This is a genomic window from Dietzia lutea (assembly GCF_003096075.1).
GTDB lineage: Bacteria > Actinomycetota > Actinomycetes > Mycobacteriales > Mycobacteriaceae > Dietzia > Dietzia lutea.
Genome location: NZ_CP015449.1, coordinates 2610702 through 2636145 on the forward strand (window position 1 = coordinate 2610702; position 25444 = coordinate 2636145).

23 protein-coding genes and 1 pseudogene are annotated in these 25444 nt (G+C 70.2%); 6 read left to right on the forward strand and 18 right to left on the reverse strand.

Annotation, left to right across the window (positions count from 1 at the left end):
* Positions 1–117: 117 nt before the first annotated feature.
* The 14 genes from rpoB to rplJ all read right to left on the reverse strand — a co-directional run bounded on the left by rpoB (position 118) and on the right by rplJ (position 16849).
* Positions 118–3624 carry a DNA-directed RNA polymerase subunit beta gene (gene rpoB / locus A6035_RS11920; RefSeq protein WP_108847955.1) on the reverse strand — a complete coding sequence of 1169 codons (3507 nt, stop codon included), beginning with the start codon at positions 3622–3624 and terminating at the stop codon, positions 118–120.
* 419 nt (positions 3625–4043) lie between these two features.
* Positions 4044–4718, reverse strand: coding sequence for a hypothetical protein (locus tag A6035_RS11925; protein WP_108847956.1), 675 nt, complete (start codon positions 4716–4718; stop codon positions 4044–4046).
* A 19-nt stretch (positions 4719–4737) separates the two neighbouring features.
* Complete coding sequence (locus A6035_RS11930; protein WP_235026535.1) at positions 4738–5487, reverse strand: hypothetical protein; 750 nt, start codon at positions 5485–5487, stop codon at positions 4738–4740.
* 53 nt (positions 5488–5540) lie between these two features.
* Positions 5541–6785 (reverse strand): MCE family protein, encoded by a 1245-nt coding sequence (locus A6035_RS11935; RefSeq protein WP_108847957.1) that lies wholly within the window; start codon positions 6783–6785, stop codon positions 5541–5543.
* Positions 6782–8035 carry an MCE family protein gene (locus A6035_RS11940; RefSeq protein WP_108847958.1) on the reverse strand — a complete coding sequence of 418 codons (1254 nt, stop codon included), beginning with the start codon at positions 8033–8035 and terminating at the stop codon, positions 6782–6784. The genes A6035_RS11935 and A6035_RS11940 overlap by 4 nt, the downstream gene beginning before the upstream one ends.
* Positions 8035–9261 (reverse strand): MCE family protein, encoded by a 1227-nt coding sequence (locus A6035_RS11945; RefSeq protein WP_108847959.1) that lies wholly within the window; start codon positions 9259–9261, stop codon positions 8035–8037. Before A6035_RS11945 ends, A6035_RS11940 begins: the two co-directional genes overlap by 1 nt.
* A complete protein-coding gene (locus A6035_RS11950) occupies positions 9261–10283 on the reverse strand; it encodes an MCE family protein (RefSeq protein ID WP_108847960.1) in 1023 nt (340 codons plus the stop codon). Before A6035_RS11950 ends, A6035_RS11945 begins: the two co-directional genes overlap by 1 nt.
* Positions 10280–11371 carry an MCE family protein gene (locus A6035_RS11955; RefSeq protein WP_108847961.1) on the reverse strand — a complete coding sequence of 364 codons (1092 nt, stop codon included), beginning with the start codon at positions 11369–11371 and terminating at the stop codon, positions 10280–10282. Before A6035_RS11955 ends, A6035_RS11950 begins: the two co-directional genes overlap by 4 nt.
* Positions 11368–12795 (reverse strand): MCE family protein, encoded by a 1428-nt coding sequence (locus tag A6035_RS11960; protein WP_244192421.1) that lies wholly within the window; start codon positions 12793–12795, stop codon positions 11368–11370. The genes A6035_RS11955 and A6035_RS11960 overlap by 4 nt, the downstream gene beginning before the upstream one ends.
* 5 nt (positions 12796–12800) lie before the next feature.
* Positions 12801–13610 carry an MlaE family ABC transporter permease gene (locus A6035_RS11965; protein WP_412523600.1) on the reverse strand — a complete coding sequence of 270 codons (810 nt, stop codon included), beginning with the start codon at positions 13608–13610 and terminating at the stop codon, positions 12801–12803.
* A gap of 48 nt (positions 13611–13658) precedes the next feature.
* Positions 13659–14489: an MlaE family ABC transporter permease gene (locus A6035_RS11970; protein WP_061228423.1), complete on the reverse strand. Its 831-nt coding sequence runs from the start codon at positions 14487–14489 to the stop codon at positions 13659–13661.
* A gap of 25 nt (positions 14490–14514) precedes the next feature.
* Positions 14515–15678, reverse strand: coding sequence for an ABC transporter ATP-binding protein (locus A6035_RS11975; protein WP_108847963.1), 1164 nt, complete (start codon positions 15676–15678; stop codon positions 14515–14517).
* A gap of 211 nt (positions 15679–15889) precedes the next feature.
* Positions 15890–16276, reverse strand: coding sequence for a 50S ribosomal protein L7/L12 (gene rplL, locus A6035_RS11980; RefSeq protein WP_061228425.1), 387 nt, complete (start codon positions 16274–16276; stop codon positions 15890–15892).
* A 60-nt stretch (positions 16277–16336) separates the two neighbouring features.
* A complete protein-coding gene (gene rplJ / locus A6035_RS11985) occupies positions 16337–16849 on the reverse strand; it encodes a 50S ribosomal protein L10 (protein ID WP_108847964.1) in 513 nt (170 codons plus the stop codon).
* Between the two features lie 338 nt (positions 16850–17187).
* Here rplJ and A6035_RS11990 point away from each other — a divergent pair, with 338 nt between their 5' ends.
* Positions 17188–18171: a diacylglycerol/lipid kinase family protein gene (locus tag A6035_RS11990; RefSeq protein ID WP_108847965.1), complete on the forward strand. Its 984-nt coding sequence runs from the start codon at positions 17188–17190 to the stop codon at positions 18169–18171.
* A 27-nt stretch (positions 18172–18198) separates the two neighbouring features.
* Here the strand turns inward: A6035_RS11990 and A6035_RS18725 are convergent, their stop codons facing one another.
* Entirely contained in the window at positions 18199–18492 is a 294-nt protein-coding gene (locus tag A6035_RS18725) for a hypothetical protein (protein WP_244192422.1), read from the reverse strand.
* Positions 18489–18788 (reverse strand): TetR/AcrR family transcriptional regulator, encoded by a 300-nt coding sequence (locus A6035_RS18730; RefSeq protein WP_244192423.1) that lies wholly within the window; start codon positions 18786–18788, stop codon positions 18489–18491. Before A6035_RS18730 ends, A6035_RS18725 begins: the two co-directional genes overlap by 4 nt.
* A gap of 633 nt (positions 18789–19421) precedes the next feature.
* On the opposite strand from A6035_RS18730, the pseudogene A6035_RS19340 reads away from it, so the two are divergent.
* From A6035_RS19340 to A6035_RS12010, 4 genes and pseudogenes are all read left to right on the forward strand, one after another.
* Positions 19422–19574 (forward strand): annotated as a pseudogene (locus A6035_RS19340) (multicopper oxidase domain-containing protein); the annotation flags it as partial.
* A gap of 247 nt (positions 19575–19821) precedes the next feature.
* On the forward strand, positions 19822–20223 hold the full coding sequence (locus A6035_RS18740; RefSeq protein ID WP_235026536.1) for a hypothetical protein: 402 nt from the start codon (positions 19822–19824) through the stop codon (positions 20221–20223).
* Positions 20224–20413: 190 nt separating this feature from the next.
* Positions 20414–21592: a CaiB/BaiF CoA transferase family protein gene (locus A6035_RS12005; RefSeq protein WP_108849256.1), complete on the forward strand. Its 1179-nt coding sequence runs from the start codon at positions 20414–20416 to the stop codon at positions 21590–21592.
* On the forward strand, positions 21579–22190 hold the full coding sequence (locus A6035_RS12010; RefSeq protein WP_108847966.1) for a hypothetical protein: 612 nt from the start codon (positions 21579–21581) through the stop codon (positions 22188–22190). Before A6035_RS12005 ends, A6035_RS12010 begins: the two co-directional genes overlap by 14 nt.
* A gap of 50 nt (positions 22191–22240) precedes the next feature.
* Here the strand turns inward: A6035_RS12010 and A6035_RS12015 are convergent, their stop codons facing one another.
* A complete protein-coding gene (locus A6035_RS12015) occupies positions 22241–23206 on the reverse strand; it encodes a beta/alpha barrel domain-containing protein (protein WP_108847967.1) in 966 nt (321 codons plus the stop codon).
* Between the two features lie 41 nt (positions 23207–23247).
* Here A6035_RS12015 and A6035_RS12020 point away from each other — a divergent pair, with 41 nt between their 5' ends.
* Complete coding sequence (locus tag A6035_RS12020; protein ID WP_108847968.1) at positions 23248–23781, forward strand: hypothetical protein; 534 nt, start codon at positions 23248–23250, stop codon at positions 23779–23781.
* A 23-nt stretch (positions 23782–23804) separates the two neighbouring features.
* Here the strand turns inward: A6035_RS12020 and A6035_RS12025 are convergent, their stop codons facing one another.
* A complete protein-coding gene (locus tag A6035_RS12025) occupies positions 23805–25214 on the reverse strand; it encodes a hypothetical protein (protein WP_244192424.1) in 1410 nt (469 codons plus the stop codon).
* Positions 25215–25444 lie beyond the last annotated feature (230 nt).

The following is a 25444-nucleotide window of genomic DNA, read 5'->3' on the forward strand; positions in this document are numbered from 1 at the left end:
GTCCTTTCCCGGGTGGGATGATGGCGGGCCCCTCGCGGGGTGGGGCCGGTGGGGCCCGCCGTGGTGGAACTCGAATCTGTCGGGTGCGGGGCGGGGCGGCGGGTGCCGCCCTCCCGCCTACTGGGCCAGCTCGTCGGCCGCCGAGGACTCGTCGCGCGAGAGGTTGATCCCGAGGTTCGCGGCGGTGCGGTCGAGGTCGTCGTCGTCACCCTCGCCCAGGGAGACCGCCTGGCCGTCGCTGGAGAGCACCTCGACGTTGAGGCACAGCGACTGCAGCTCCTTGAGGAGGACCTTGAAGGACTCGGGGATGCCCGGTTCGGGGATGTTCTCGCCCTTGACGATCGCCTCGTACACCTTCACGCGGCCCACGACGTCGTCGGACTTGATCGTGAGCAGCTCCTGCAGCGTGTACGCCGCGCCGTAGGCCTGCATCGCCCAGCACTCCATCTCACCGAAGCGCTGGCCACCGAACTGGGCCTTACCGCCGAGCGGCTGCTGGGTGATCATCGAGTACGGACCCGTCGAGCGGGCGTGGATCTTGTCGTCCACCAGGTGGTGCAGCTTGAGGATGTACATGTAGCCCACCGAGACCGGGTACGGGAACGGCTCGCCGGAGCGACCGTCGAACAGGGTGGCCTTGCCGTCGCCCTTGACCATGCGCTCGCCGTCACGGTTCGGCAGGGTGCAGTCGAGCAGGCCGGTGATCTCGGTGTCCGCCGCGCCGTCGAAGACGGGCGTGGCCGTGTTGGTGCCTGCCTCGACGCTGTGGATCTCCTCCGGCAGCTTGGCGGCCCACTCCGGCAGGGAGCCGTCCGCCTCACGGGGGACCTCCCAGCCGGCCTTGGCCAGCCAGCCGAGGTGGGTCTCCATGATCTGACCGATGTTCATACGCCGGGGGACGCCGTGCGTGTTGAGGATGATGTCGACCGGCGTGCCGTCGGGCATGAACGGCATGTCCTCGGCGGGGAGGATCTTGCCGATGACGCCCTTGTTGCCGTGGCGGCCGGCGAGCTTGTCGCCGTCCTGGATCTTGCGCTTCTGCGCCACGTACACGCGCACGAGCTCGTTGACGCCGGGGGGCAGATCGTCGTCGTCGTCACGCGAGAACACGCGCACGCCGATGACCTTGCCGGACTCACCGTGGGGCACCTTGAGCGAGGTGTCGCGCACCTCGCGCGCCTTCTCACCGAAGATCGCGCGCAGGAGGCGCTCCTCCGGGGTCAGCTCGGTCTCGCCCTTCGGGGTGACCTTGCCGACGAGGACGTCACCGTCGCGGACCTCGGCGCCGATGCGCACGATGCCGCGGTCGTCGAGGTCGGCGAGGACCTCGTCGGAGACGTTGGGGATGTCGCGGGTGATCTCCTCGGCGCCCAGCTTGGTGTCGCGGGCGTCGATCTCGTGCTCCTCGATGTGGATGGACGTGAGCACGTCCTCCTCCACCAGGCGCTGCGAGAGGATGATCGCGTCCTCGTAGTTGTGGCCCTCCCACGGCATGATCGCCACGAGCAGGTTCTTGCCGAGCGCCATCTCGCCGTTCTCGGTGCAGGGACCGTCCGCGAGGACCTGGCCGGCCTCCACGCGGTCGCCCTCGTCGACGATCGGCTTCTGGTTGGAGCAGGTGCCCTGGTTGGAGCGCGCGAACTTGGACAGCCGGTAGGTCTGGCGACCGCCGTCATCGTCCATGACGGTGATGAAGTCGGCCGAGACCTCCTCCACGATGCCCGGGTTGGTGTTGACGACGACGTCGCCGGCGTCGACGGCCGCACGCAGCTCCATGCCGGTGCCGACGAGCGGCGCCTCGGAACGCACGAGCGGGACGGACTGACGCTGCATGTTCGCACCCATGAGGGCACGGTTGGCGTCGTCGTGCTCGAGGAACGGGATCATCGCGGTGGCGACGGAGACCATCTGCCGGGGCGAGACGTCCATGTAGTCGACGTCGTTGGCCTCGACGACCTCGACGTCGCCGTGCTTCTTGCGGACGAGGATGCGGTCGTCGACGAAGCGGCCCTCGGCGTCGATCTCCGAGTTGGCCTGCGCCACGACGTAGCGGTCCTCCTCGTCAGCCGTCAGGTAGTCCACCTGATCGGTGACGACACCGTCGATGACACGGCGGTACGGGGTCTCGATGAACCCGAACGGGTTGACGCGGGCGTACACCGAGAGCGAACCGATGAGACCGATGTTGGGACCCTCGGGGGTCTCGATCGGGCACATGCGGCCGTAGTGCGAGGCGTGGACGTCGCGCACCTCGAGGCCGGCGCGCTCACGAGAGAGGCCGCCGGGCCCGAGCGCCGAGAGACGACGCTTGTGCGTCAGGCCCGACAGCGGGTTGTTCTGGTCCATGAACTGCGACATCTGGGAGGTTCCGAAGAACTCCTTGAGCGCCGCGGTGATGGGCCGGATGTTGATCAGCGACTGCGGGGTGATCGCCTCGGAGTCCTGCGTGGTCATGCGCTCGCGGACGACGCGCTCCATGCGGGACAGTCCGACGCGGACCTGGTTCTGGATGAGCTCGCCGACGGTGCGCAGGCGACGGTTGCCGAAGTGGTCGATGTCGTCGACCTCGACCGGCACCTCGCGGCCACCGGCGACCTGCATGCTCGCCTCCCCCGCGTGGAGACGCACGAGGTACTCGATGGTCGCGGCGATGTCCTCACGCGTGAGCGTGGTGGTGGCGTCACCCTCGGGATCCGGCAGGCCGAGCTTGCGGTTGACCTTGTAGCGACCGACGCGCGCGAGGTCGTAGCGCTTCTCCTTGAAGAAGAGGTTCTCCAGGAGGGCCTCGGCGGACTCGCGGGTCGGCGGCTCGCCCGGACGCAGCTTGCGGTAGATCTCCAGCAGGGCCTGGTCGGTGTCCTCGACCGTGTCCTTCTCGAGCGTGGACATCATGATCTCGGAGAAGCCGTAGCGATCCTTGATCTCGGTGGTGGTCCAGCCGAGGGCCTTGAGCAGCACGGTGACCGACTGGCGACGCTTGCGGTCGATGCGCACGCCGACGGTGTCGCGCTTGTCGACGTCGAACTCGAGCCACGCGCCGCGCGACGGGATGACCTTGACGGAGTGGACGTCCCTCTCCGTGGACTTGTCGCGTGAACGGTCGAAGTACACGCCCGGCGACCGGACGAGCTGGGACACGACGACCCGCTCGGTGCCGTTGATGATGAACGTGCCCTTGTCGGTCATCATGGGGAAATCGCCCATGAAGACGGTCTGGGACTTGATCTCACCGGTCTCGGTGTTCTCGAACTCCGCGGTGACGAACAGGGGCGCCTCGTAGGTGCGGTCCTTCTCGCGGCAGTCCTCGAGGGACGCCTTCACCTCTTCGAAATACGGCTCCGAGAACGAGAGGGACATGGAGCCGGAGAAGTCCTCGATCGGGGAGATCTCCTTGAGGATGGACTCCAGGCCTCCCTCGAGGTTCGTGGTACCGCGCGAGGCGGCCCTCTGCTGCCACTCCTCCGAACCGATGAACCACTCGAACGACTCCGTCTGGAGGTCGAGCAGCCCCGGGACCGGCAGCGGCTCGGAGAGCTTCGCGAACGAGACTCTCCGGGGCGCACCGGGAACGGTGGAGACTGACGTGGTCTGGCGGGAGACTGCCAAGATGGGTCCTTCCAGCACCTCACGTGATCACCACGGGCGGTGACCACAGATGTATCTGCGAGCGGTCCGCCGACGGTTATCCCCCCGGGTCCGCTGCCGTGTCGAAGGCTCGGAAATCGCCCGGTGGAACCGGGGACGAGCCGTCACGGACGGACGAGTGGGCAAATAGCAGCCAGCGCAACGACCTAATCTAGCGGAAGGCGGCGACGAAGTCCAGCCTTCGACGGGGAAACCCCCGGAGGCTGCTCATATACCCGGCGCGTCGTCCGTCTCTGCGCTGGTTGCCCTCGTGGCTCTCGCCTCATCGGCCCCCGGTCGGGACGTCGCGCCCGGGCGGTGCGGATCACGCCCGACGCTCCTAAAGGGTGACGCGTGAAAGCCCGTTCGTCAAGGATCCGCCTCGGTCGGGTTCCGGATCGGTGCTCGCACAGGCTCCGTCAGGAGGGCAGGTCGGGGATCCTGGAGAGCTTCCACACGCCGTCGACCCTGTCGAGACCGACGAGGTACGTGCCGCTGGTGCTGCTCGCGGCCGCCCCGTCGCGGCTCATGGACACGTCCTGGACCAGGAGGACCTCGGCCTTGTCGCCCTGCAGGTAGGACAGGCCCGCCTCACGGACGAGCGCGTCGACGGTGGTCGCGGTCTGCTCGTAGCTGTCCCGTAGCGCGGGCCAGTTCTGCTCGAGCTCCTCCACGAGCTCCGGGGTGAGGAACTCCCCGAGCGAGGCGTGGTACTCGTCGAGTGTCTCGTGGTCGATCGCCACGAGCCGTTGCACGTTGGTCGTCGCGGCGGCGAGGACCTCGTCGGTGGCCTGCTGGTCCACGAAGGCGCGGTTCTCGACCGAGACGCCGGGTTCGGTCGCCAGGAACGCCCCCGCGGCGCCGGCGACCAGGCCGACCGCCACGGCGGCGGACGCGAGGACGACCCCTGTAGGACGACGACGACGAGGCGTGCGCTCCCCCGCGTCCCCGCCCGTCGCCGCGTCCTGCGTCTCGTCCGTGGCCGGGTCCGCCGGACCGACGGTGGACTCGGCCCGTGTCGGCCCGGAGTGCCCGGCGAGGCGCCGCCGGACCTGCGGGGTGACCTGCTTCTGGGTTCTCTTGATGGGTGGCATCAGTTCTTCCCGCCCTTCGTCATCGGCCGGCGGTGGTCGTCGGCGCCGGGGTGGTCTCCCCCGCCTCCGGCGCGTCGTCGGTCTCCCCCGCCGCGCCCGCGTTCCCGCCGGTCTCCTGCTCGCCGTTCCCCTGCTCGTCGGTGCCCTGCTCTCCGGCGCCCTCCTCGGGCACCGCCAGGTCCTGCACCGACTGGCTGGACTGACCGACGGGGACGGTCACGCCGACCTGGTTGACCGCGTCGGCCTTCCACTGCCCGTCCACGCGGGTGAGGTCGACCCGCATGGCCTGGCGGCCCGTGATGTCGTCCTGGCCCTCGCGCTCGGAGTGGGCGGTGAACACGACCAGCACGGCGGCGTCGCCGGCGTCCCGGTCGAGGATCTCGACCGCGGTGTGGGAGACGGTGGCCGTGGTGACCGCCTTCTGCTCCACCACGCGCGTGCGCACGTCCTGCGCCCACTGCTCCTGCTCGGCGAGGAAATCCCCCGTCGAGGCGGCGGCGAGCTGCTTGAGCGACTCGTCCACGTCGCGGTGGTCGAAGCTGAACGCGTTGATGATCACCTGCGCGGCCGTCTCGGCGACCTCCTCGCGCTCCTGCGCCACCTGGTGCGCGGATCGCGCCTGGAGATATCGCGTCCCCCCGACACCGAGGACCGTGAGCCCGGCCACCAACACGATGACGGCCACGACGGCCATCCAGACGGGGACGCCGGCCCGCGTGCGGTCGGCCGCGGCGGGCGTGGTGTCCTCGTTCGTCTCCTGCGAACTCATGGCGGCGACGGTACCGGACGGGCGTCCTGACGGGTGATCGCCCAGACGCCGCGTCACCGTGGGATCAGCCCCTGGAGGACCGCGAGCTGCTCGGCCGCCACGGACAGGTTGAGGCGGTCCGGGTCGATCTTCGGCGTGCTATCCCAGGGCTGCGGGACGTCGGGGTGCGCGTATTCCACCCGGTCGGCGCCGCGGACGGCCGTGGGGCTGCCGAACGGCACCGTACAGCGCGCCTCGTAGTTGGGTGGGAAGTTCTGCTCCTGCGGGTCGAAGGACGGGTCCTGCGCCTTGAGCTGGTCGATGATCTCGTAGGTCCCTTCGTAGCCCTGCGTACAGGGTGTGGGGTTGTCCATCTCCAGCACCAGGCCGAAGTGGATCGTCCCGTCGCCCGGTGCCACGGACAGACCACCCGCGGACAGCGCGGGCAGCAGCTGCAGCAGCACCACGAACGACGGCGCCAGGGGGTCGACGGTCTTCATGGTGGTGGACAGGTTGCCCACCGCCCGGGTCAGCGGCTCACCCGAGTTGTCGATCAGTGCACGGGTCTCGTCGGCGAACTCGGGGGCGCTGGTGATGAGCCGCTCGAGGTCCGAATCGGAGTCCCGCAGCGCCTCGGTCACGGTCCGCAGGTCCCGCGAGAAGCTGACGATCTCCCCGGACTGGTCGGCCTGGGTGTCGAGCACCGTCGCCCCGTCCCGGATGAGCGCCTGCAGCTGCGGCATGGTCCGGATCCCCTCCTCGGAGAGGCGGATGAGCGAGTCCGACAGCCGCTGGAGCTGTGGCCCACGGCCCTCGAAGGCGTCGCCGAGTTCATCGACCATCACCTCGAGGTCGTCCAGCGGGACCGAGCGGGACAGGTCGTCGACCGAGGCCAACAGATCCTCGACGCGCACGGGCAGCGCCTCGCTCCCGGCCGAGATGACGTCGCCGTCCTGCAGGTGCGGCTCGGTGTAGCTGTTGGGCCTCAGGTCCACGAACTGCTCGCCGATCGCCGAGCGGTTGGCGACCACGGCCACCGTGTCGGCGGGGATCCCCGGGGCGCTGGAGTCGAGGTCGAGTTCCACGCGCACCCCGTCGTCGGTCAGCGTCAGCTCCCCCACGCGCCCGACGGCGGTCCCGCGGTAGTTGACGGCCGCATTGGTGAACACGCCGCCGGTGTCCGGCAGGTCGAGGTAGACCTTGTACTGCCCGATCCCCAGCAGGGACGGCAGTCGGACGTAGTTGGCGCCGACGTAGGCGATGCCCACCGCTGCGATCACGCAGAAGGCGATGAGCTGGGTTCTCAGTGTCTTGCTCATCGGAATCCGGGCTCCCCTGGTTCGGGCAGATAGTTCTCGGAGAACTCCGAGGTCCCCGGCGCGGGCCTGGGCTCGACGGCCCGCTCCATGACGGGCGGGACCGGCAACAGCGGCAGCACGATAGTGGTCCTCCGGTCCGGGCCGTTGTCGCCCTCCCACGGGTTGCCGGGGTCGACGTTGTAGGGCCCGCGGGTGGTGGTCGGACGCAGCGGAACCGGGTCGCCCTGGTTCGCCCCGAGGTTGCGGAGTGTCTCGGAGATCGTCGCGTCGATCGACAGGAACACGTTGGCCGAGCCACCGATGGTCGAGCGGATCGACGAGTCGGGGAACGGGAACGTGGGCACGAAGCCGGTGAGCTCGATGAGGTCCGGCGTGGACTCGCCGAGGTACTGCAGCACGGGCCGGAGGGCGCGCAGGTCGGCGATGAGGTCCTCACGGCTGGTGAGCAGGATGTCGGATCCCACCTGGCCCAGGGCGTCGATGCGGCGCAGCATCTCCACCAGCTGCGGCCGCTGCTCCTCGAGGACCGCGACGCCGGCGGGGAGCTCGTCGAGTGCGGCCTGGATCTGTTCACGCTGGTCGTTGGCCCGGGCGGTCATGAGGTTGACGCCCTCGAGCGCGGCGGTGATGCTGTCGCGCTGCCGGTTGAGCCCGGCGACGAGCTCGTCGGCGGATCGGAGCGTCTCGGTGAGACCGTCCTCGCGACCGTCGGTGGCCTTGCGCAGTTCGGCGACGATCGGCTGCAGCTGGTCGACACCACCGCCGTTGAGCAGCAGGGACAGGGCGCCGAGGACCTGCTCGATGTCGGTGGCGGTCCGGGTGTTGGACGTGGAGATGACGTCCCCGTCCGCGAGCTGACCGTTGGGCGGCTCGTCCTCCGGCGGGGTGAGCTGGACGAACTTCTCGCCCAGGAGATTTGTCTGCTGGATGGACGCCTCGGCGTTGGCGGGCAGCTCCAGATCGTCACGCAGGACGATGTCGACCTGCGCGGTCCAGCCGTCCTCGGCCAGCGAGATCCCGGTGACGCGCCCGGCGTCGAGTCCGTTGACCTTGACGGTGGACTGCAGCACCAGATCGAGCACGTCGTCGAACCTGATGGAGACCTCCATGGGATCGTCGCCGACGTCGGCGCCTCCGGGCAGCGTGTAGTCCTCGAGGTTCATCGAACAGCCGGCGGCCACGGCCGCGACGAGGGCGGCCGCGCCCAGCGCGCGGCCCGCGCGGGCCGCCGAGGTGAGGTGTCGTCTCATCACCGTCCCCCTTCCGAGGCGGGCGTCATGGGCCACCCGCGGTTGCCCTCGACCGTCCCCGGCACCGGGATGGACTGCTTCATCTCGCCGGCGAGGATGCCGAGCGGCAGGTCGGGGTTGGACGTGCGCAGTTCCTGGTTGCGCTGGGGTGCGAGCGCCTCACAGGCCTGGATGTCGGCGCGACGGAGGTTGTCCAGCTCCTGGAACAGTTCGTTGCCGGGGTTGAGCCGGCCCAGCTTCATGATCTGGCACAGGATTCCGGCCGGGTTCTGCTTCTCGGGGATGTTCGGGCGCATCGACAGGGTGCCGGACTCCGCGTCGTAGGCGTTGATGAGGTTGGCCAACGCGAGGGGCGCGGTCTTGAGGATCTCCTCTAGGTCGTCACGCTGGTCGGCGGTGATCTGGCTGATCGTCACCAGGCGGTCGGCGTTGCTGCGGATCACGTCCTGGTTGTCCCGCACGAGCCGCGCGACGTCGGCCAACGCGTAGCTCAGTTCGCCCAGCGCACCCTGGAGGTCCTCGCGCTGCCCGGCAACCGTCTGGTTGAAGGAGGCCATCTGGGAGTTGAACTCGCGCACCTGCGCGTCGTTCTCCGCCAGCATGGTGACGAAGGACTGGAGGTTGACCACGGTCTCGCTGATGTCCTGGCTCGAGTCGGCCAGCGTCGTCGCGGCGCTGGACAGCTCGTCGATCGAGCGCCCCAGGGCGGCGCCGTTGTCGGCGAGGGTGTCGGCGGAGGTGGCGACGAACCGGTCGAGCGCGCCGTCGCGGTTCGCACCGTCGGGGCCGAGGGCCTCGGTGAGGTCCTTGACCGACGCGTACAGCTTGTCGACCTCGACGGGCGTCGCCGTCCGTTCGATCGGGATGTGCGCGCCCGACTCCATTGTCGGGCCGCCCGAGTACGCCGGCACGATCTGGATGTTGCGGTCCGGGATCACCGAGGGGGTGACCTGGACGGCCTTGGCGTCGGCGGGGATGTCGATGCCGCGGCGCACGTGGAGGCGCACCTCGACGGTGTCTCCCATGGGGGTGACCTCCTCGACCGATCCGACCGTCACGCCGAGGATCCGGACGTCGGTGCCCTCGGAGACGCCGACCGCGGACGGGAACGTCGCGGTGACGGTGGTGCGCCCGAGGCGGGTCACCGCGAGGTAGGTGACGGCGACGACAGCGACGACGACGACGAGGAGCAGCGCCACCAGCCAGTACGGCAGCTTCTTGTGCATCACTTGATCCCACTCTGTCGGGCCGGCGTCCGGGCGCCCGGGTAGAAGGGCGGCTCCGGCGCTCCCGGCGGGATGAGGTTGGTGACCACGGAGTCGAACCACCGACCGGTGCCCAGCATGTTGGCGTACAGCCGGTAGAAGGGAGCCAGGTTGTGGATGGACTTCTTGAGGTCCTCCTCGTGGTCGGTGAGGATCTCCAGTGCGGAGTCGAGGCTGTCGAGGGTCGGGCCGAACTTCGCCTCGTTGTCCGCCACGAACAGCCGCAGCTCGGTCGACAGGCCCCGGGTCGACGCCAGGACCAGCTTGAGGGTCTCCGCGCGCTCGTTGAGCTCGCCGAGCAGCTGACCGGTGCCGATGATGAGCCGGCGGAAGTCGTCGTTGCGCTCGGCGAGGATCTGCGAGCTCGTCCGGGTCGCCTCGAGCAGCTGGCGCAGTTCGGCGTCCCGGCTCGAGATGGTCTGGGACAGCCGCGCGACGCCGTCGACCGCGCCGCGGAACTCCTCGGGCGAGGCCTGCATCGCGTCGGTGAGGGTGTCCAGACTCTCCGCCAGCTTCACGTCGTCGATCTCGTCGAGCGTCTCGGCCGCGGAGGAGAACGCCGTGACGACGTCGTACGGGGCCACCGTCCGCTCGAGCGGGATCGGTTCGGACCGGTCCAGCTCGCCCGTCCCCGCGGGGTCGAGCGCGAGGAACTTCTGCCCCAGGACGGTCTTGACCTGGATGCTCGCCCGGGTGTCGTCGCCGAGCCACGCGTCCTTGGCCCGGAAGCCCACGAGCACCTTGTCGCCCTCGAGCTCGACGTCGGTGACCACGCCCACCTTGATGCCGGCGACGCGGACCTCGTTGCCGCCGGTGAGACCCGCCGCCTCGGAGAAGTAGGCCTCGTACTTGGGGCCCGCCCCGACGATGGGTAGGGCGTCCAGCCGGAAGGAGCCGAGCGTGAGCACGAGGATCGTGATCACGCCGATCGCCCCGATGGTGGCGTTACCGAACCGGGGCTCGCCCGGCTTGCGCCTGCTCACGGGATCCCTCCTTCATGGCATCGCGGTGCGACGTTGGTGTAGAGGACGTGGTTGAGCGTGGGTCCTCCGCTGGGTAGCAGGTTGGGCACGTTGTTGCCCGGGCCGTGCACGATGTCGGCGCCACACAGATAGAACTGGAACCAGGAACCGAACGAACCCATCCGGATGAGATTGTCGGTCTTGAGCGGCATGTTCGTCAGGACCTCGCTGAGCTTCTCCTCGTTGTCGGAGAGATTGTCGGTGACCAGCTTGAGATGGTCGAGCGACTCGGTGACGGCCGGCCGCGTCGCGGTGACGACGTTCTCGGCCGAGGAGGTGAGATCCGCCATCGACTCGAGCGAACCGCCGATGGCGTCCCGCTCGGCGGCCAGTCCCTCGACGAGCTGCCTGGTGGTCACCACGAGCTGCTGGAACTGCACGTCGCGCTCGTTGATCGTCTCGAGGACCCTGGTGAGGTTGTCGATGACCTCCCCGATCACCTGATCGCGGTCGGCGAGGTGGTTGGTGAGCTGGCCGGTCTGGCGGACGAGGTTCGTCACCGTGCCGCCCTCGCCTTGGAGGACCCGCACCAGCGAGTCGGCGAGGGCGTTGACGTCCTCGGGCTGCAGGGTGGTGAACAGCGGCCGGAAGCCGTTGAACAGGGCGGTGAGGTCGACGGCGGGCGACGTCTTCTCGATCGGGATGGTGGTGCCCTCGGGAAGCGTCGGCTGGACCGGCCCCGGTTCGCGCGAGATGTTCATGTACCGCTGGCCGATCATGTTGCGGAACCGGAGGGTGAGGTGGACGTTCGCCGGCAGGGTGCGGTCACCGGCGAGGGTGAAGTACACCTTGGCCTGGTCGCGCTCGTGGATCTCGAAGTCGGTCACGTGACCCACCACCACGCCCGCGATCCGGACGTCGTCGCCCTCCTCGACCATGGTCGCGTCGGAGAAGATCGCCGAGTACTCGGTGCCCTCCTCGCGCGTACCGCCGCGGATGGTCGTCGCGAGGATGGTGGACAACAGACCGGTGACCACGATGAAGATGACGAGCTTGACGAACGAGGACAACAGGCCCCCGCGGAACAGCGCTCTGAGTCTGGTCTTCACTTGAAGGCCACCTCCGTCCCGCGGAGCGCCGGGGCGCCGAGGGCGCCGACCCAGCCCGGGATCTCGGCGGCGTCACGGGCGGAGGCGACGCCGTAGACCGTGCGGACGGTGTCGGTCTCGAGCGGGGACCCGGCGTAGGCCATGGCCATGACGTCCGCGTCCCGCCCGGCGGTCACGGTCGACGGGAACGGCAGATTCGGCTGCTCGGGCACCGCGCGTCCGGGCGCCGCGGGGACGGAGCCCCGGCTCCGGATGGACGGGACCGGACCGTCGAGGTCCAGCGGGTTGGGCAACGTCGGCATGCTCTGCGGGCCGGGGTTACGCGACGGCGGCTGGAAGGAGCCGTCGGCGATCGCCCCGCCGGGTGCCATGGGGAAGATGTCGGGCTCCTGGGCCGGTTCGTAGCAGCGCGGACCGCGCGTGTCGAAGAACCGCGGCTCGTCCTGGTTGGGCACGTACCGCCCCTTCGGGTTCACCACCTCGATGGTCACCCGGATGCCCGGGTGCGGGTCCCCCACGCCGAGGATCGCATCGGAGCGGTCCAGGGCGACCATGAAGTTCTCCACCGTGCACGGCAGGGCCGGCGAGTATTCGGCGAGGTACTCCAGCGAGGTCCGCGAGTCGGCCGCCAGGGCGATGAGGTCCGTGCGGTTGTTCGCCAGGAACCCGGTGAGCACATCGGCGGAGGTGCTGATGCGCTGGAGTCCGTCCGCGATGTCGGTACGCCGCTGGATGACCGTGTCGCCGGTGGTCCGCAGGGCGTCGAGGGCGTGGATGAGATCGGGCAGCGCCTCGGAGTACGTCTGGGAGAAGGTCGCGAGGTCCTGCAGTCCGGACTCCAGGGCGGGCATCTCCTCGGTGATGCCCTCGAAGACCTGGCCGATCTCCACCAGGCTCGCCCCGATCTCGTCGCCACGGCCGGCCAGCGCCTGGTTGAGCGCACCGAGAGTGCCCGCGAGCTTCTGCGGGGGCACGGCCTCGAGCACGGGCAGCAACCCGTCGAGGACCCGGCCGAGTTCGACCGCGTTGCCGCGCGTGTCCTGCTCGATGGTGGCGCCGGGCTCGAGCGCGCCCGCCGGCTGGTCGGGGAAGCCGAGGTCCACGTAGCGCTCGCCGAACAGTGTCTTGGGCAGGAGCCGGCCGCTGATGTTGGCCGGGAGCTGACCCATGAAGTCCGGCTCGAACTCCATGTTCACGCGCACCAGGTCGCCGTCGGGCTCAACCCCGGAGACCCGTCCGACCAGGACTCCGCGGGCCTTGACATCGGCGTCCACGGGCAGTGAGTAGGCCATGTCGTCGGTGACCATGGTGACGCTGTCGGACGCGGTGAACGCGCGGTTGTAGATCGCGATCGTGGTCGCGACGAACGCCACGGCGATGACGACGAACAGAGTCGCCAGGAGTCGCTTGCGTGTCGATGACATGTCGTTCATCCGGCCACCCGCACCGTCGTGGTCGTGCCCCACAGGGCGAGTCCGACGAAGAAGTTGAGGATGGCGACCACGACGATCGTGGTGCGCACCGCGCGACCGACCGCGACGCCCACGCCGGCCGGCCCGCCGGTGGCGGTGAACCCGTAGTAGCAGTGGATCATCACGAGAACGAACGCGAAGATGATGACCTTGATGAAGGAGTAAATCACGTCTTCGGGTGGCAGGAAGAGATGGAAGTAGTGGTCGAACGAGCCCGTGGACTGTCCCTGGACCATTGTGTTGACGCCCCGGGTGGCGAGGTAGGACGACAGCAGACCGACCACGTACAGCGGGATGACCGCGATGAACCCGGCGATGATCCGGGTGGTCACCAGGTACGGCACGCTGGGGATCGCCATCACCTCGAGGGCGTCGATCTCCTCCGAGATCCGCATGGCCCCGAGCTGGGCGGTGAACCCGCATCCGACGGTGGCGGACAGCGCGAGTGACGCCACCAGCGGCGCGACCTCACGGGTGTTGACGTAGGCCGACAGGAAGCCGGTGAGCACCGAGCTGCCGATCTGATCCAGAGCCGCGTAGCCCTGCAGTCCCACGACCACGCCGGTGAAGCCGCTCATCATGACGATCACGCCGATGGTCCCGCCGAGGACGGCGAGCACACCCACACCGAAGGTCACCTCGGCGATGAGCCTCAGGACCTCTTTGCGGTAGTGGACGATCGTCTGCGGGATCCACCGGATCGCGCGCAGGTGGAAGGCGAGCTGGTCGCCGAGGGAGTCGAACGAGGATATGGGGCCACGGACCATGGCCCGGAGTCGGGCCCGGGTGGGGCCGACGTCGGTGTGGATCGCCATCTACGACCCCTTCGGCGGGACGATCTGCAGGTACATCGCCGTGAGGATGAGGTTGGCGAAGAACAGCAGGAGGAAGGTCAGGACCACGCCCAGGTTGACGGCGTCGCCGACCCCCTTGGGACCGCCCTTGGGGTTCATGCCGCAGTAGGACGAGACGACCCCGGCGATGAGCCCGAAGACGAGGGCTTTGAGCGACGACATGATGAAGTCCGGCAGCTGGGCGAGGGCACCGAAGGACATGAGGTACGCGCCGGGCGTGCCGCCCTGCAGCAGGATGTTGAACACGTAGCCGCCGGCGATGCCGACGATCGAGACGAGTCCGTTGAGCAGCACGGCGATCAGCATCATGCCCAGCACACGCGGGACCACGAGCCGCTGGACCGGGTCGATTCCCAGCACCCGCATCGCGTCGAGTTCCTCGCGGATGGTGCGGGCACCGAGGTCGGCGGCGACCGCGGACCCCGCCGCACCGGCGATGAGCAGTGAGGTCACCAGCGGCGCCCCCTGCTGCACGACGGCGAGGACGCCGGTGGCCCCGGTGTAGGCCTCGGCCCCGAGCTGCTGGACCAGCGAACCCGTCTGCATCGCGACGACCGCGCCGAACGGGATCGCCACGAGCGCCGACGGCAGGATCGTCACCGACGCGATGAACCACGACTGCCCGATGAACTCACGGAACTGGAACGGTCGCCTGAAAATGCCCCGCAGCACCTCGAGGAAGAGCCGGAACACCTTGCCGGCCTCGCCGAACGCGGTGCGGACGCCGCCGCCGACGTCCGACGGCGACACCCCGGTCCTTCTCTCTGGCTGCTGGGTCGTACCCTCCGCCATCTATTCTCCCCCGGCCTCTCCCGCCTCAGTTCTGGTCAGAACCGTAATGGTCGTCGAGCCCCGAGGGGCTCGCACCTCCCGGCGTGGCGGCGTGTGCGGGGGTCGTGGCGGGCTCCGCGGCGGTGGTCGCGGAGGCTGTGGGGGTCGGATCCGCGGGCGCGGAGTCCCGGGTGGCGGCGGCGGTCGAGCGTCCGTTGCCGTGCCCGCGGGCGGCCCATTCCGCCCGGATGGCCTCCTGGGCCTCGGGCGGCAGGGTGACGAGCATCTCGGCGACCCGCTTCTCGCGGCGCAGCTCGCCCTGACGCTGCGGGCTGCCGGGGGTCGGCTGCATCTGCGGCGGGACGCCCTTGACCTCGTCCTCGCCCGGGGAGCCGTCGTTGTGGCCGGCCTCGGCGTGGGCCTGCTCCTGGCGCATCTGCGCGTCGTCCTTCTCCTCGGACATACCGATGGGCCCGAGCTTGGACCCGCGCAGGAACTGGCGGACCGACGGCTCCTCGCTGGTGAGCAGCACCTCGCGCGGGCCGAACATCACGAGGTTCTTGCGGTAGAGCATGCCCAGGTTGTCGGGGACCGTGCGCGCGAGGTTGATGTTGTGCGTCACGATGAGGATCGTGGCGTCGATCTGTGCGTTGATGTCGATCAACAGCTGCGCGAGGTAGGTCGTGCGGACCGGGTCCAGGCCCGAGTCGGGCTCGTCGACGAGGATGATCTCGGGGTCGAGCACCAGCGCACGGGCGAGGCCGGCCCGCTTCCGCATACCGCCGGAGATCTCGCCCGGCAGCTTGCCCTCGGCACCGGTCAGACCGGTGAGCTCCAGCTTCTCCATGACGATGTCGCGGATCTCGGACTCCGACTTGCGGGTGTGCTCGCGCAGGGGGAACGCCACGTTGTCGTAGAGGTCCATGGAGCCGAACAGCGCGCCGTCCTGGAAGAGGACGCCGAACAGCTTGCGGATCTCGTAGAGCTCCTTGGCGGTGCACTGCAGGATGTCCGTGCCGTCGATGATGATCTTGCCGCGCTCGGGCCGCAGCAGGCCGATGAGCGACTTGAGGAAGACGGACTTACCGGTGCCCGACGGGCCGAGGAGCGCGCTGACCTCACCCTCGGGGAGGGTGAACGTGACGTCCTCCCAGATCTTCTGCGAACCGAAGGACTTGGTCAGACCTTCGACGGAAACCTCGACACCCACGTCAACCACTCCTCACTGCAGCCATCATCTGTGGCCACGGTCACTGTAAACTACCGCTCCGTAGGCGTGCTTTGTTACATACCCCGGAAAAGTGTTCCGCTCGGATCGTCGAGAGGGCTCGTGGGCGTGGGGACGTGCCGGTCGTACAGACGCCGCAGGGGCAGCCCGGCGATGTCGCCGGGCCGCCCCTGTGGAACGGTGGTGCGTCAGGTCACTTGAGGGTGACGGTGGCACCGGCCTCTTCGAGCTTGGTCTTGGCGGCCTCGGCGGCCTCCTTGTCGGCCTTCTCGATGATCGCCTTGGGGGCGGACTCGACGAGGTCCTTGGCCTCCTTGAGGCCCAAGCCCGACACGATCTCGCGCACGACCTTGATCACGCCGATCTTCTTGTCGCCGGCCGACTCCAGGACGACGTCGAACTCGTCCTGCTCGGCGGCGGCCTCGCCACCGGCAGCCGGGGCGCCGGCAGCGGCGACGGCGACCGGAGCGGCCGCGGTGACCTCGAAGGTGTCCTCGAACAGCTTCACGAACTCGGAGAGCTCGAGAAGAGTCATCTCCTTGAAGGCCTCGAGCAGCTCGTCGTTGCTGAGCTTCGCCATGGTGGCGTCCTTTCTGTTGGTCCCGGTGCCGTCAGACGGCCCGGAAGCAGGTGGGGTGTATCAGTTCTTCTTGTCCTGGAGCGCTGCGAACAGACGTGCCAGCTGCGAGGCGGGCGCGTTGAACAGGCCGGCGGCCTTGGCCTGGTTGCCCTTGAGGGCACCGGCCATCTTCGCGAGCAGGACCTCGCGGGACTCGAGCTCGGCGATCTTGTCGAGCTCGTCGGCGGACAGCGGGGCGCCGTCCATGACGCCGCCCTTGATGACGAGCGCCTTGTTGTCCTTGGCGAAGTTCTTGAGCGCCTTGGCGGCGTCCACGACCTCACCGGTGACGAACGCGATGGCGGTGGGGCCGGACAGGAGGTCGTCGAGACCCTCGACTCCGGCCTCCTCGGCCGCACGCTTGACCAGGGTGTTCTTGGCCACGGTGTACGTGGCCGCGTCACCCAACGTCTTGCGCAGCTCGGTCACCTGGGGAACGGAGAGTCCGCGGTACTCGGTGACCACGGCGGAGGAGGAGTTCTGGAAGTGCTGCTTGATCTCCTCGACGGCCTGGACCTTTGCGGGCTTTGCCATGTTTCGCCTCCTTTCTGCATCATCTCGCCCGGGAGAGACACGAACGCCCCGTGCGCAGGCGGCACGGGGCGTGGAGGAGGCGGGCCCGAGGGCGCGCTGTCGTCTACGCTGACCGGTGTTCTCCTGCGCGGGCCGTCCGGGCGCTCCCGGACCCTTCGACCACTCCCGGCGGGAGTGGCGACCTGCGGTCTTCGGTGAAACTTGATCAGGCACCCGGGGCCTGGACCGCCGGGCATTCAAACTTCGGACCCAAGGGTATAGGCGGCGGACCCCGCATACCAAATCGCCCGGGCGGGGCGCGAATGGCGGCAGGTCCGGCTTTCTGACAGATTGGTGCCGTGTCTCCAGCCTCGTCCCGCCTCGCCGTCGTCTACAACCCCACCAAGGTCGGAGTCGACGAGGTGCGCCGCCGCGCCACGGCGCGGGCGTCCCGGCACGGGTGGACCGACCCCGTCTTTTACGAGACCACGGAGGACGACCCCGGCACCGGCCAGGCCGCCGAGGCGGCGGCGCAGGGCGCCGGACTGGTGATCGCGTGCGGCGGCGACGGCACCGTGCGCTCGGTCGCACAGGGACTGATCGGCACCACGGTGCCGATGGGCGTGGTCCCCCTCGGCACCGGCAACCTGCTGGCCCGCAACCTCGACATCCCCCTGGACGACGTCGACCGCGCGCTGCGGGTGGCCATGACCGGCCGCAGCCGTGCCATCGACATCGGCGAGGTCCGCTACACGGACGGGGAGGGCGACTCCCACGACGACGTGTTCCTGGTGATGCTCGGTGCCGGGATGGACGCCGACATGATCGCCGGCACCGACGACGGTCTCAAAGCGCGCGTGGGCTGGATCGCCTACGTGGGCGCCTTCGCCTCGACCCTGCTGCGCGGCCACCGGATCAGGGTGGACTACTCCCTCGACGACGGCCCGCGGATCCAGACCCGCGCGCGGACGCTGCTCGTGGCGAACTGCGGGATGCTGCAGGCGGGGATGGTGCTGTTGCCCGACGCGGTGATCGACGACGGTCTACTCGACGTGATGGCCCTGCGTGCGAAGGGGGCGATCGGGTGGGCGCAGGCCGGTGCGGTCCTCGCGCAACACACCGTCCGGCACCGCCTCAGCGCGCTGCGTCGCCGCGGCGGCTCGACCCACGAGCCCGAGCGTCACGAGACCCGCCCGGTGGATTTCCGGCAGGGCGTGGCGGTCACCGCGCGCGTCCTCGAGAAGCCGGCCGCGTTCCAGATCGACGGCGAGGACTGCGGCGACGTCTCCGAGTTCTCCGCCCGGATCAAGCGGAGGGGCCTGACGGTGCGCGTCGCGTACTGAGCGCACCCCCGGGCGCCGGTCGCCCCGTCAGGGGTCCCGGCGGACCAGGAGCGCGAGGACGTCGTGGATCTCCTCCACGGTCGGCACCGGCAGGGCCGACCGCCCGTAGACGAACCCGATCCCCGCGTACACCAGGACACCGGCGCGGATCCGCGCCTCCCGTTCAGAGAAGCCGAGTTCGGCGAACGCGTCGTGGACCACCCGCAGGATGCGCCTGTCTAACTCGGCCACCGCCTCGGCGACGGTCTCGTCCGCTCGGGCCCACTCGCGGACGGCGGCCTCGCCCTCCCAGGCACGCGATTCGACCAGCAGCGCGCTCATCGTCTCCAACCGCTGCTCGGGGGCATCTCCTCCATGGTGACCAGCCCGCGGGCGGCGTCCATCTCCTGCGAGAAGTAGAGCCGGGCCACTGCGGCCATGAGGGCGTCGAAGTCGGCGAAATGCCAGTAGAAACTGCCCTTGGTGACGCCGAAGTCCGCACACAAGCGGCTGATCTTGACCGCGGACCTGCCCTCGGTCATGAGGAGGTCGAGGCCGGCGCGGGCCCAGTCGTCCGCCGAGAGACGTCCGGTCCGGGGCACGCTCGGGCGGGCCGACCAGGTCGATCCCTGGGTCATCCGTCCGCCCCGCCGTGTCGTGTCATCATCTGCGCCAGCCTACGTCGGGCCGAGCGCCTCCATGCCGAGACCGCGCGACCCGGGGACCCGCTCAGTACGCGACGCGCTCCGGACCATGCAGCCCCTCGGACGATCGACGAACTCCCCCCCACCTGTAAACCATACCGCTGGGTATTGTGACTCGCGTCGTACTCGGGTGGGGGTTCTGATGGACGTGTTCGACGGCAGTGGACGACGGCCGGTGCTCACCCGGCGACGGCTCCTGGGTGCCGCCGCGGGCGTCGTGGGCGTCGGTCTCGTGGGCACCGCCGCCACGCGCGCGCAGAGCGGCCCCGGCTCGCTCGGCCCCAGCCCGCTCCTCTTCCACTCCCCCGACCTCGAGAGCTGCCCCGGCCGGACGTCCTGCGTGGCGAGAACCTCGACCTGGCCGCGCGCACGGGCACGCACCGTTTCCACCGCGACCTGCCGTCGACGATCACCCTGGGGTACGGCACCGCCGGGTACCTCGGCCCGGTGATCGAGGCACACGGCGGGGTGCGGACCGCGCTGACGTACCGCAACGAGATCTCCGCTCACCCGCACGCCGCGTACATCGACACGAGCCTGCACGGGCTCTCGGAATCCGTGCGCACCGTGGTCCCCACGTCACTCCACCTGCACGGAGGCGTCACCAAGCCGGCGAGCGACGGACACCCGGAACAGCTGTCCCTGCCCGGGCAGGGACACGTGCACCACTTCGACAACCGGCAGGAGGCGGCCGGGCTCTGGTACCACGACCACGCCATGGCCCTCACACGGCTCAACGTCTACGGCGGACTCGCCGGCGGGTACCTGCTCCGCGACCGGTACGACACCGGCCGAGCCGACAACCCGCTCGGCCTGCCCGCCGGCGAGTTCGAGATCCCGCTGGTCCTGCAGGAGAAGATCGTCCGTCCCGACGGCTCGGCCTCCATGCGCTCGACACCGATCGTGCATCATCTCCAAGTGGTACTGGGGTCGCCTCTACACCGACGACATCTCGCTCGTGTACGCGATGGTGCAGACCACCGGGCGCTACGGCTCGCACTGGTCGCAGCCGATCATGGTGGCCCGCGGCCGCGAGGTCCTGCTGTCGGAGGGCGAGGTCGAGATCACCGAGGGACCGGCGGTGTTCAACCCGGTCGCAGACCGCTCGCATCCGGCGTTCCTGCGCCTGCAGGTCCCAGACAGCATCGACCTCACGCTGACCGTCCGCGATATCGTCCACGCCCACGATCTGCTCTCCGAGATCCCGCTCGCAGGGCGGCCCCCACTGAGCACCCTGGCCAAGAAGATCGTGGGCCGCCCGGGGTACTTCCGGTTCCGGTCCGACTTCGAGCTCACACTCACCACCACCGACGGCCGCGAGGAGCGGCACACCGGACGGACGCTGCACGAGATGGTGGCCCTGTCGTGACCGCGGCCGGACCCGCCGCGGTCTCCGGGGGCGCGGGCCCCGGTCGCGCACCGTGGAGAGGACCATCCGCCTAGGGTTTGCCAGAAGCGGGTCCGCGACGGGCGCGGCCGGGCGAGGAGGCGTAGGCGTGACGGACGGCGGCGGGCAGCAGGCAGCGGAGGACCAGCACCGGACCGGCCCGCTGGCCGGGATGCTCGTGCTGGAACTGGGCACCCTCATCGCCGGGCCGTTCGCCGGCCGCCTCCTCGGCGACATGGGCGCCCGGGTCGTCAAGATCGAGGACCCCGGCCGGCCGGACCCGCTGCGCACGTGGGGTCAGGGCGAGCGGGACGGCCGCCGCCACTTCTGGACGGTCCACGCGCGCAACAAGGAGTCCGTCACGCTCGACCTACGTAGCGAGGACGGCGCCGCACTCTTCCTCGACCTGGTCGCCCGGGCCGACGTCGTGGTGGAGAACTTCCGCCCCGGGACGCTCGAGAAGTGGGGCCTGGGCCCCGACCGGCTGCACGAGGTCAGCCCGGGCTTGGTGATCGGGCGGGTCTCCGGGTACGGGCAGACCGGGCCGCAGGCCACCCGCGCCGGTTACGCCTCCGTCGCCGAGGGCGTGTCGGGGCTGCGCCATCTCAACGGCTTCCCCGACATGCCGCCGCCGCGCATGGCCCTGTCCCTCGGCGACACCCTCGGCGGCATGTTCGCCGTCCAGGGGATCCTCGCCGCGCTGCTCGCCCGCACCACGACCGGCCGCGGCCAGGTGGTGGACGTCGCGCTTACCGAGTCGTGCCTGGCGGTGCAGGAGTCGGTGATCCCCGATTACGACGCCGCGGGGGTGGTGCGAGGCCCGTCGGGCACCCGACTGGAGGGCATCGCGCCGTCGAACCTGTACCGGGCCGCCGACGGCCTGTGGGTCATCATCGCCGCCAACCAGGACACCGTCTTCCGCAGGCTGTGTGCGGCGATGGGCCGCCCCGAGCTGGCCGGGGACCCGCGCTTCGTCGACCATTCGGCGCGCGGCGTGCACCAGGACGAGATCGACGCGATCATCTCCGACTGGGCCGCCGAGCGGACGGCCGAGCAGATCCGCGAGACCCTCGACGCCGCGGGCGTGGTGGTGGGCCCGGTCAACACCGTCGCCGACGTGGTACGCGACGAGCAGTTCCTCGCCCGCGACATGCTCGTGCCGCACACCGTGCCGGGCGTCGACGACACCGTGCTCGGCCCCGGCGTGGTGCCCGTGCTCGCGGACACGCCGGGCACGGTGCGGCGCGGCGGGACGCCCGAACCCGGGTTCGACAACGACGCCGTCTACCGCGATCTGCTCGGCCTGGACGCCGAGCGCCTGGCCGACCTGGCCGATCGTGGCGTCATCTGACCCGCCGGGCCCGGCCCGGGCGGACGCGTCGGGGCGGGTCGGGGCGCGGGGCGCGGCGCTCACCGTCGCGCTGGTGCTGGCGGTGGTGGTGGCCGCCGTCGCGGCCGTGGTGCCGGCGTCGTCGATGTGGGCGCGTCACACCGCGGCCGCCGATCGCGAGCGGCTGACCGACGCCGCACGGGAGGTGGCCGTGTTGATGTCGTCCCTGTCGGACGGCGAGGCAGAGTCGTCCCTGGACCGCCTCGCGGAGCTGGGCACGGGCGGGTTCCGCGCGGAGGTGGAGGCGCGCCGCGAGGAGGTGTCGCGCCTCGTCGGTGATGGTGGCGGTGATGACGGCGACGACGAGGTGCGCCCGCGCACGCGGGTGGTCGCCTCCGGGGTCGAACAGGAGGACCTCCCGAGCGGACTCGGGGACGGACCCGCGCGCGCCCGCCTGCTGGTCGCGGTCAGGTCCGGGGTCGGCGATCCGCCGCCCGATCGCGCGGGCGCGGGAGCCGACCGGGGCGGTGGCCAGGGCGAGCGGCTGTGGCGCTGGCGTCTCGAGGCCGTGATCGAGGACGGTCGCGCCCTCGTGTCCTCCGCGGAGGTGGCCGTGTGAACACGACTGCTCACACCCGCCCGCATCGGCCCGGGTCGGCGGGGGCGCGGTCAGCCCGCGGGCAGCGTCCAGTCGAAGCGGCGGCCGTTGCCGTGCGCCCCTGCGGAGGCGCGCGAGCGCGAGCCCTCGCCCAGCTCGGCGAGCATCCGGTCGGACGCGGCGACCAGCTCGTGGAACCGGTCGGGATCCAGCCACTCGGGTCGCAGCGCGAACAGGACGTCCTCGGTGGCCGTGTTGCCCGAGGCGCCCGGTGCGAACGGGCAACCGCCGAGGCCGCCGAGCGCCGCGTCCACCACCTGAGCGCCCGCGTCGACGGCGGCGAGCGTGTTGGCCACGCCCATCCCCCACGTGTCGTGGCCGTGGAAGACGATCCGTCGCTCCCCCGCCGGCTCGACGGCGGCGGCGACGAGGTCGCGCACCTGCCCCGGGTGCGCCTGACCGAGCGTGTCGGCGAGCACCACGTCGACGGTGCCCTCGCCGCGCGGGTCGGCGACCAACCGCAGGACCGCCTCCGGGTCGACCGGCCCGGTCATCGGGCAGGTGAACGTGGTCGCCAAGCAGAGCTGGACGGTCCCGCCGACCGCGGCGGCGGCCTCGACCGCCTCGGGCAGGGCCGCCATGCTCGTCTCGGTGTCGCGGCCGATGTTGGCCGTGTTGTGCTCGTCGGTGACCGACAGACAGTACTGGAAGCGGCGGACGCCGGCGTCGGCGGCGCGACGGACGTGGCCCGGCGTGGCCACCCACACCCAGCAGCGATCCCGCTCGTCTTCGTCGAGGGCGGCGATGACGTCGAGGGTGTCCGCGAGCGCCGGGACGAGGTCGGGCCGGGCCATGGAGCCCACCTCGAGTTCCGGCACGCCGAGCCCGAGCAGCGTCCTCACGAGCGCCACCTTGGACGCGGTGGACAGGCGGCCGTCGGTGAGCTGCAGGCCGTCGCGCAGCGCCACGTCGCGGACGGCGACAGTGTCCGCCGGGCGATCCGTGGTCGGGCGCGCTGTCGTCGGATGTGTGCTCATGAGGCCATCCTCCCGTATCCGGACGCTGTCAGGGGGCGGGCGTGACCGGCATCGACGGCGACGGCGAGCACCGGATGGACGCGGCACCGGGCTCACGGCCCGGGGCGCGGCGGCTCAGGGCCGGGCTGCTGCTGGTCGTCGTGCTGCTGGCGGTGACCGCGGCGGTGCTCACGATTCTCGAGCGGCGCGCCGACGAGAGGGACCGCCTCGCGGCGCAGACGGTGGTCGCCGCGGAGACCGCGGCGCTCGCCGTCCTCGACTACCGGCCCGAGACGGTGGCCGAGGACCTGGCGGCCGCGGAGGAGCTCCTCGCGCCTCCGTTCCTCGACCGGTTCCGGCAGCAGAGTCGGGAGGTCACCGTGCCGCGCAGCACCGCCGGGCAGGTGGCGTCGTCGGCCCGCTCGTCCGGCTCGGCACTGGCGACGCTGGACGGGGACGAGGCCCTCGTCGTCGTCTATCTCGACCGCCACACCGTGGGCGCCGACGACATCCCGCACGTGCTCCAGACCGTGGTCGAGGTCGGCCTGGTCCGCGACGACGACCGATGGCTGGTCGCCGAGTTCACGCCCCGGTGACCAGCCTGCGATCGTCGGTCGGGCTACCCGAGCGGATACTCCCGGCTGACGCCGACACCTTCGACGCGGGCGACCAACGAGGCGGTGCCGTCCCAGCTGCTCGCCGCGACCGAGGCCGACGCACCGACAGGGATCGTCACCGGCCCGGGGGTGCGGACGATGTAGTCGCGCTCGACATCCCGGCGCAGGACGACGATCTCCGTCGACCCGTCCGGGCCCTCGCCGTCGAGGGCGAACACGAAATCCCCGTCGAGCTGCCGCTTCACGGAGGCCCCCGTACCGGGCGCCAGCGACAGATTTCGGGCCACACCTTCCACCGACCAGTCCGCCTGCTCCTCCGCGATGGCCAGGACCGGCTCCAACCGAGCGGTGCTCCGCAGGCCGAGATGGCGCTGGTCCGCCGAGACCGAGACGGTCGCCGAGTCACCGGAGCCCAGTGAGATGCCGTCGACCTCGTTCGTCCAGCCGTCACCGAAGAGGGTGACATCCCAGACGGCCGCGGGCCCGGAGCCCGCGTTGCCCATCGTGATGTCGAACGCGGCGTCCTCGGGAACCACGGCCGCGAAACTGTCCATGGTGCTGATGAACCCGAGCGGCTTCAGACCCGGGACGGGCCCGCCGGCCGGTGTCGTCAGGCGGATGGCGGGCTCGTCCGACGTCTCGTCGCCCGTGCCCGGCGCCCGCTTGACCAGCACCGTGACGGAATCGTCGCCGGCATCGGCACAGACGGGACACTCGTGGATCTGCGTGGTCGCCCGCAGCGGGGTGAGGTGGAGCCGGTTGGCCCGCGATCCGACGTACAGGTAGGCGGGCTCGGACGGATTGGTGGCGGTCGTGTAGTACCACGAGTCGGTGACTGGATTCGTGACGAAGATCTTCTCCACGCCGGGGAAGTTGTTGTCATAGACGACGATTCCGATCCGCCCCGCCCCCAGGTCGCGCAGGGCGATAGGGGTGACGGCGTGGCCGCCCGCACCGTCGGCGTCGAAGAACGAGAGGATGAAGTTGTCGCCGCGAGCCCACGCCGACATCAGCTTCCGCACGGTCTGGGCGACCGAGTTCTGCGTGGTCGCGGTACTGCTGGGGCTCGAGATCTGGGCTGCCCAGTAGCGGGAGATCAAGCGGTCGAGCGCGTCGGAGGGCTGGGCCTCGAACACGGTCTGACCGGGCGGCAGGTAGTCGGCCTTGTCGAGACCGCCGGTATGGAAGAGCCCCGCCAGAGCGGCCATCCCGTAGCAATGGCCGCCGGCGGCCATCTCGTTCGCCGTCGATTCGAGCGCGGCACCGGGAGCGCTCAGCACACACTCGCCGTTGACGATCCGCGCGCAGATGTCGTCGCCGAACAGTGACTGCATAGCCGCGGGGGTCAGGCTGCGCCGGTGCTCGTCGCTCCCGGGGCCCCAGTTGTCGAAGGAGAACCCGTCACGCGTCACGTCGAAGCCACTGGAGGCGATCAGCTTTCCGCTGCCGGGATCGACCGGATCATAGCTCGGCTCTGTGGTAAGCGAATCTGAACCTGACGAGAGCGACACGCTCCCGGACGCCAGCGAGCCTTCCGAGAGGCCCGTCAGCGGTGCCGCCCCGGCGGCCGCCGGGGACGCGCTCAGGAGCAGTAGGAACAGTATCGATAGGTACCGCGCGAGCATGTCGCCTCCCGGTGGTC

What these genes read in the sequence shown, in the direction of transcription:
- A6035_RS11925 (WP_108847956.1), bottom strand. Translation starts at nt 4,718, where the DNA reads ATGCCACCCATCAAGAGAACCCAGAAGCAGGTCACCCCGCAGGTCCGG.
- A6035_RS11930 (WP_235026535.1), bottom strand. Translation starts at nt 5,487, where the DNA reads ATGAGTTCGCAGGAGACGAACGAGGACACCACGCCCGCCGCGGCCGAC.
- A6035_RS11935 (WP_108847957.1), bottom strand. Translation starts at nt 6,785, where the DNA reads ATGAGCAAGACACTGAGAACCCAGCTCATCGCCTTCTGCGTGATCGCA.
- A6035_RS11940 (WP_108847958.1), bottom strand. Translation starts at nt 8,035, where the DNA reads ATGAGACGACACCTCACCTCGGCGGCCCGCGCGGGCCGCGCGCTGGGC.
- A6035_RS11945 (WP_108847959.1), bottom strand. Translation starts at nt 9,261, where the DNA reads ATGCACAAGAAGCTGCCGTACTGGCTGGTGGCGCTGCTCCTCGTCGTC.
- A6035_RS11960 (WP_244192421.1), bottom strand. Translation starts at nt 12,795, where the DNA reads ATGTCATCGACACGCAAGCGACTCCTGGCGACTCTGTTCGTCGTCATC.
- A6035_RS11965 (WP_412523600.1), bottom strand. Translation starts at nt 13,610, where the DNA reads ATGGTCCGTGGCCCCATATCCTCGTTCGACTCCCTCGGCGACCAGCTC.
- A6035_RS11970 (WP_061228423.1), bottom strand. Translation starts at nt 14,489, where the DNA reads ATGGCGGAGGGTACGACCCAGCAGCCAGAGAGAAGGACCGGGGTGTCG.
- rplL (WP_061228425.1), bottom strand. Translation starts at nt 16,276, where the DNA reads ATGGCGAAGCTCAGCAACGACGAGCTGCTCGAGGCCTTCAAGGAGATG.
- rplJ (WP_108847964.1), bottom strand. Translation starts at nt 16,849, where the DNA reads ATGGCAAAGCCCGCAAAGGTCCAGGCCGTCGAGGAGATCAAGCAGCAC.
- A6035_RS18725 (WP_244192422.1), bottom strand. Translation starts at nt 18,492, where the DNA reads ATGAGCGCGCTGCTGGTCGAATCGCGTGCCTGGGAGGGCGAGGCCGCC.
- A6035_RS18730 (WP_244192423.1), bottom strand. Translation starts at nt 18,788, where the DNA reads ATGACCCAGGGATCGACCTGGTCGGCCCGCCCGAGCGTGCCCCGGACC.
- A6035_RS18740 (WP_235026536.1), top strand. Translation starts at nt 19,822, where the DNA reads ATGGTGCAGACCACCGGGCGCTACGGCTCGCACTGGTCGCAGCCGATC.
- A6035_RS12005 (WP_108849256.1), top strand. Translation starts at nt 20,414, where the DNA reads ATGCTCGTGCTGGAACTGGGCACCCTCATCGCCGGGCCGTTCGCCGGC.
- A6035_RS12015 (WP_108847967.1), bottom strand. Translation starts at nt 23,206, where the DNA reads ATGAGCACACATCCGACGACAGCGCGCCCGACCACGGATCGCCCGGCG.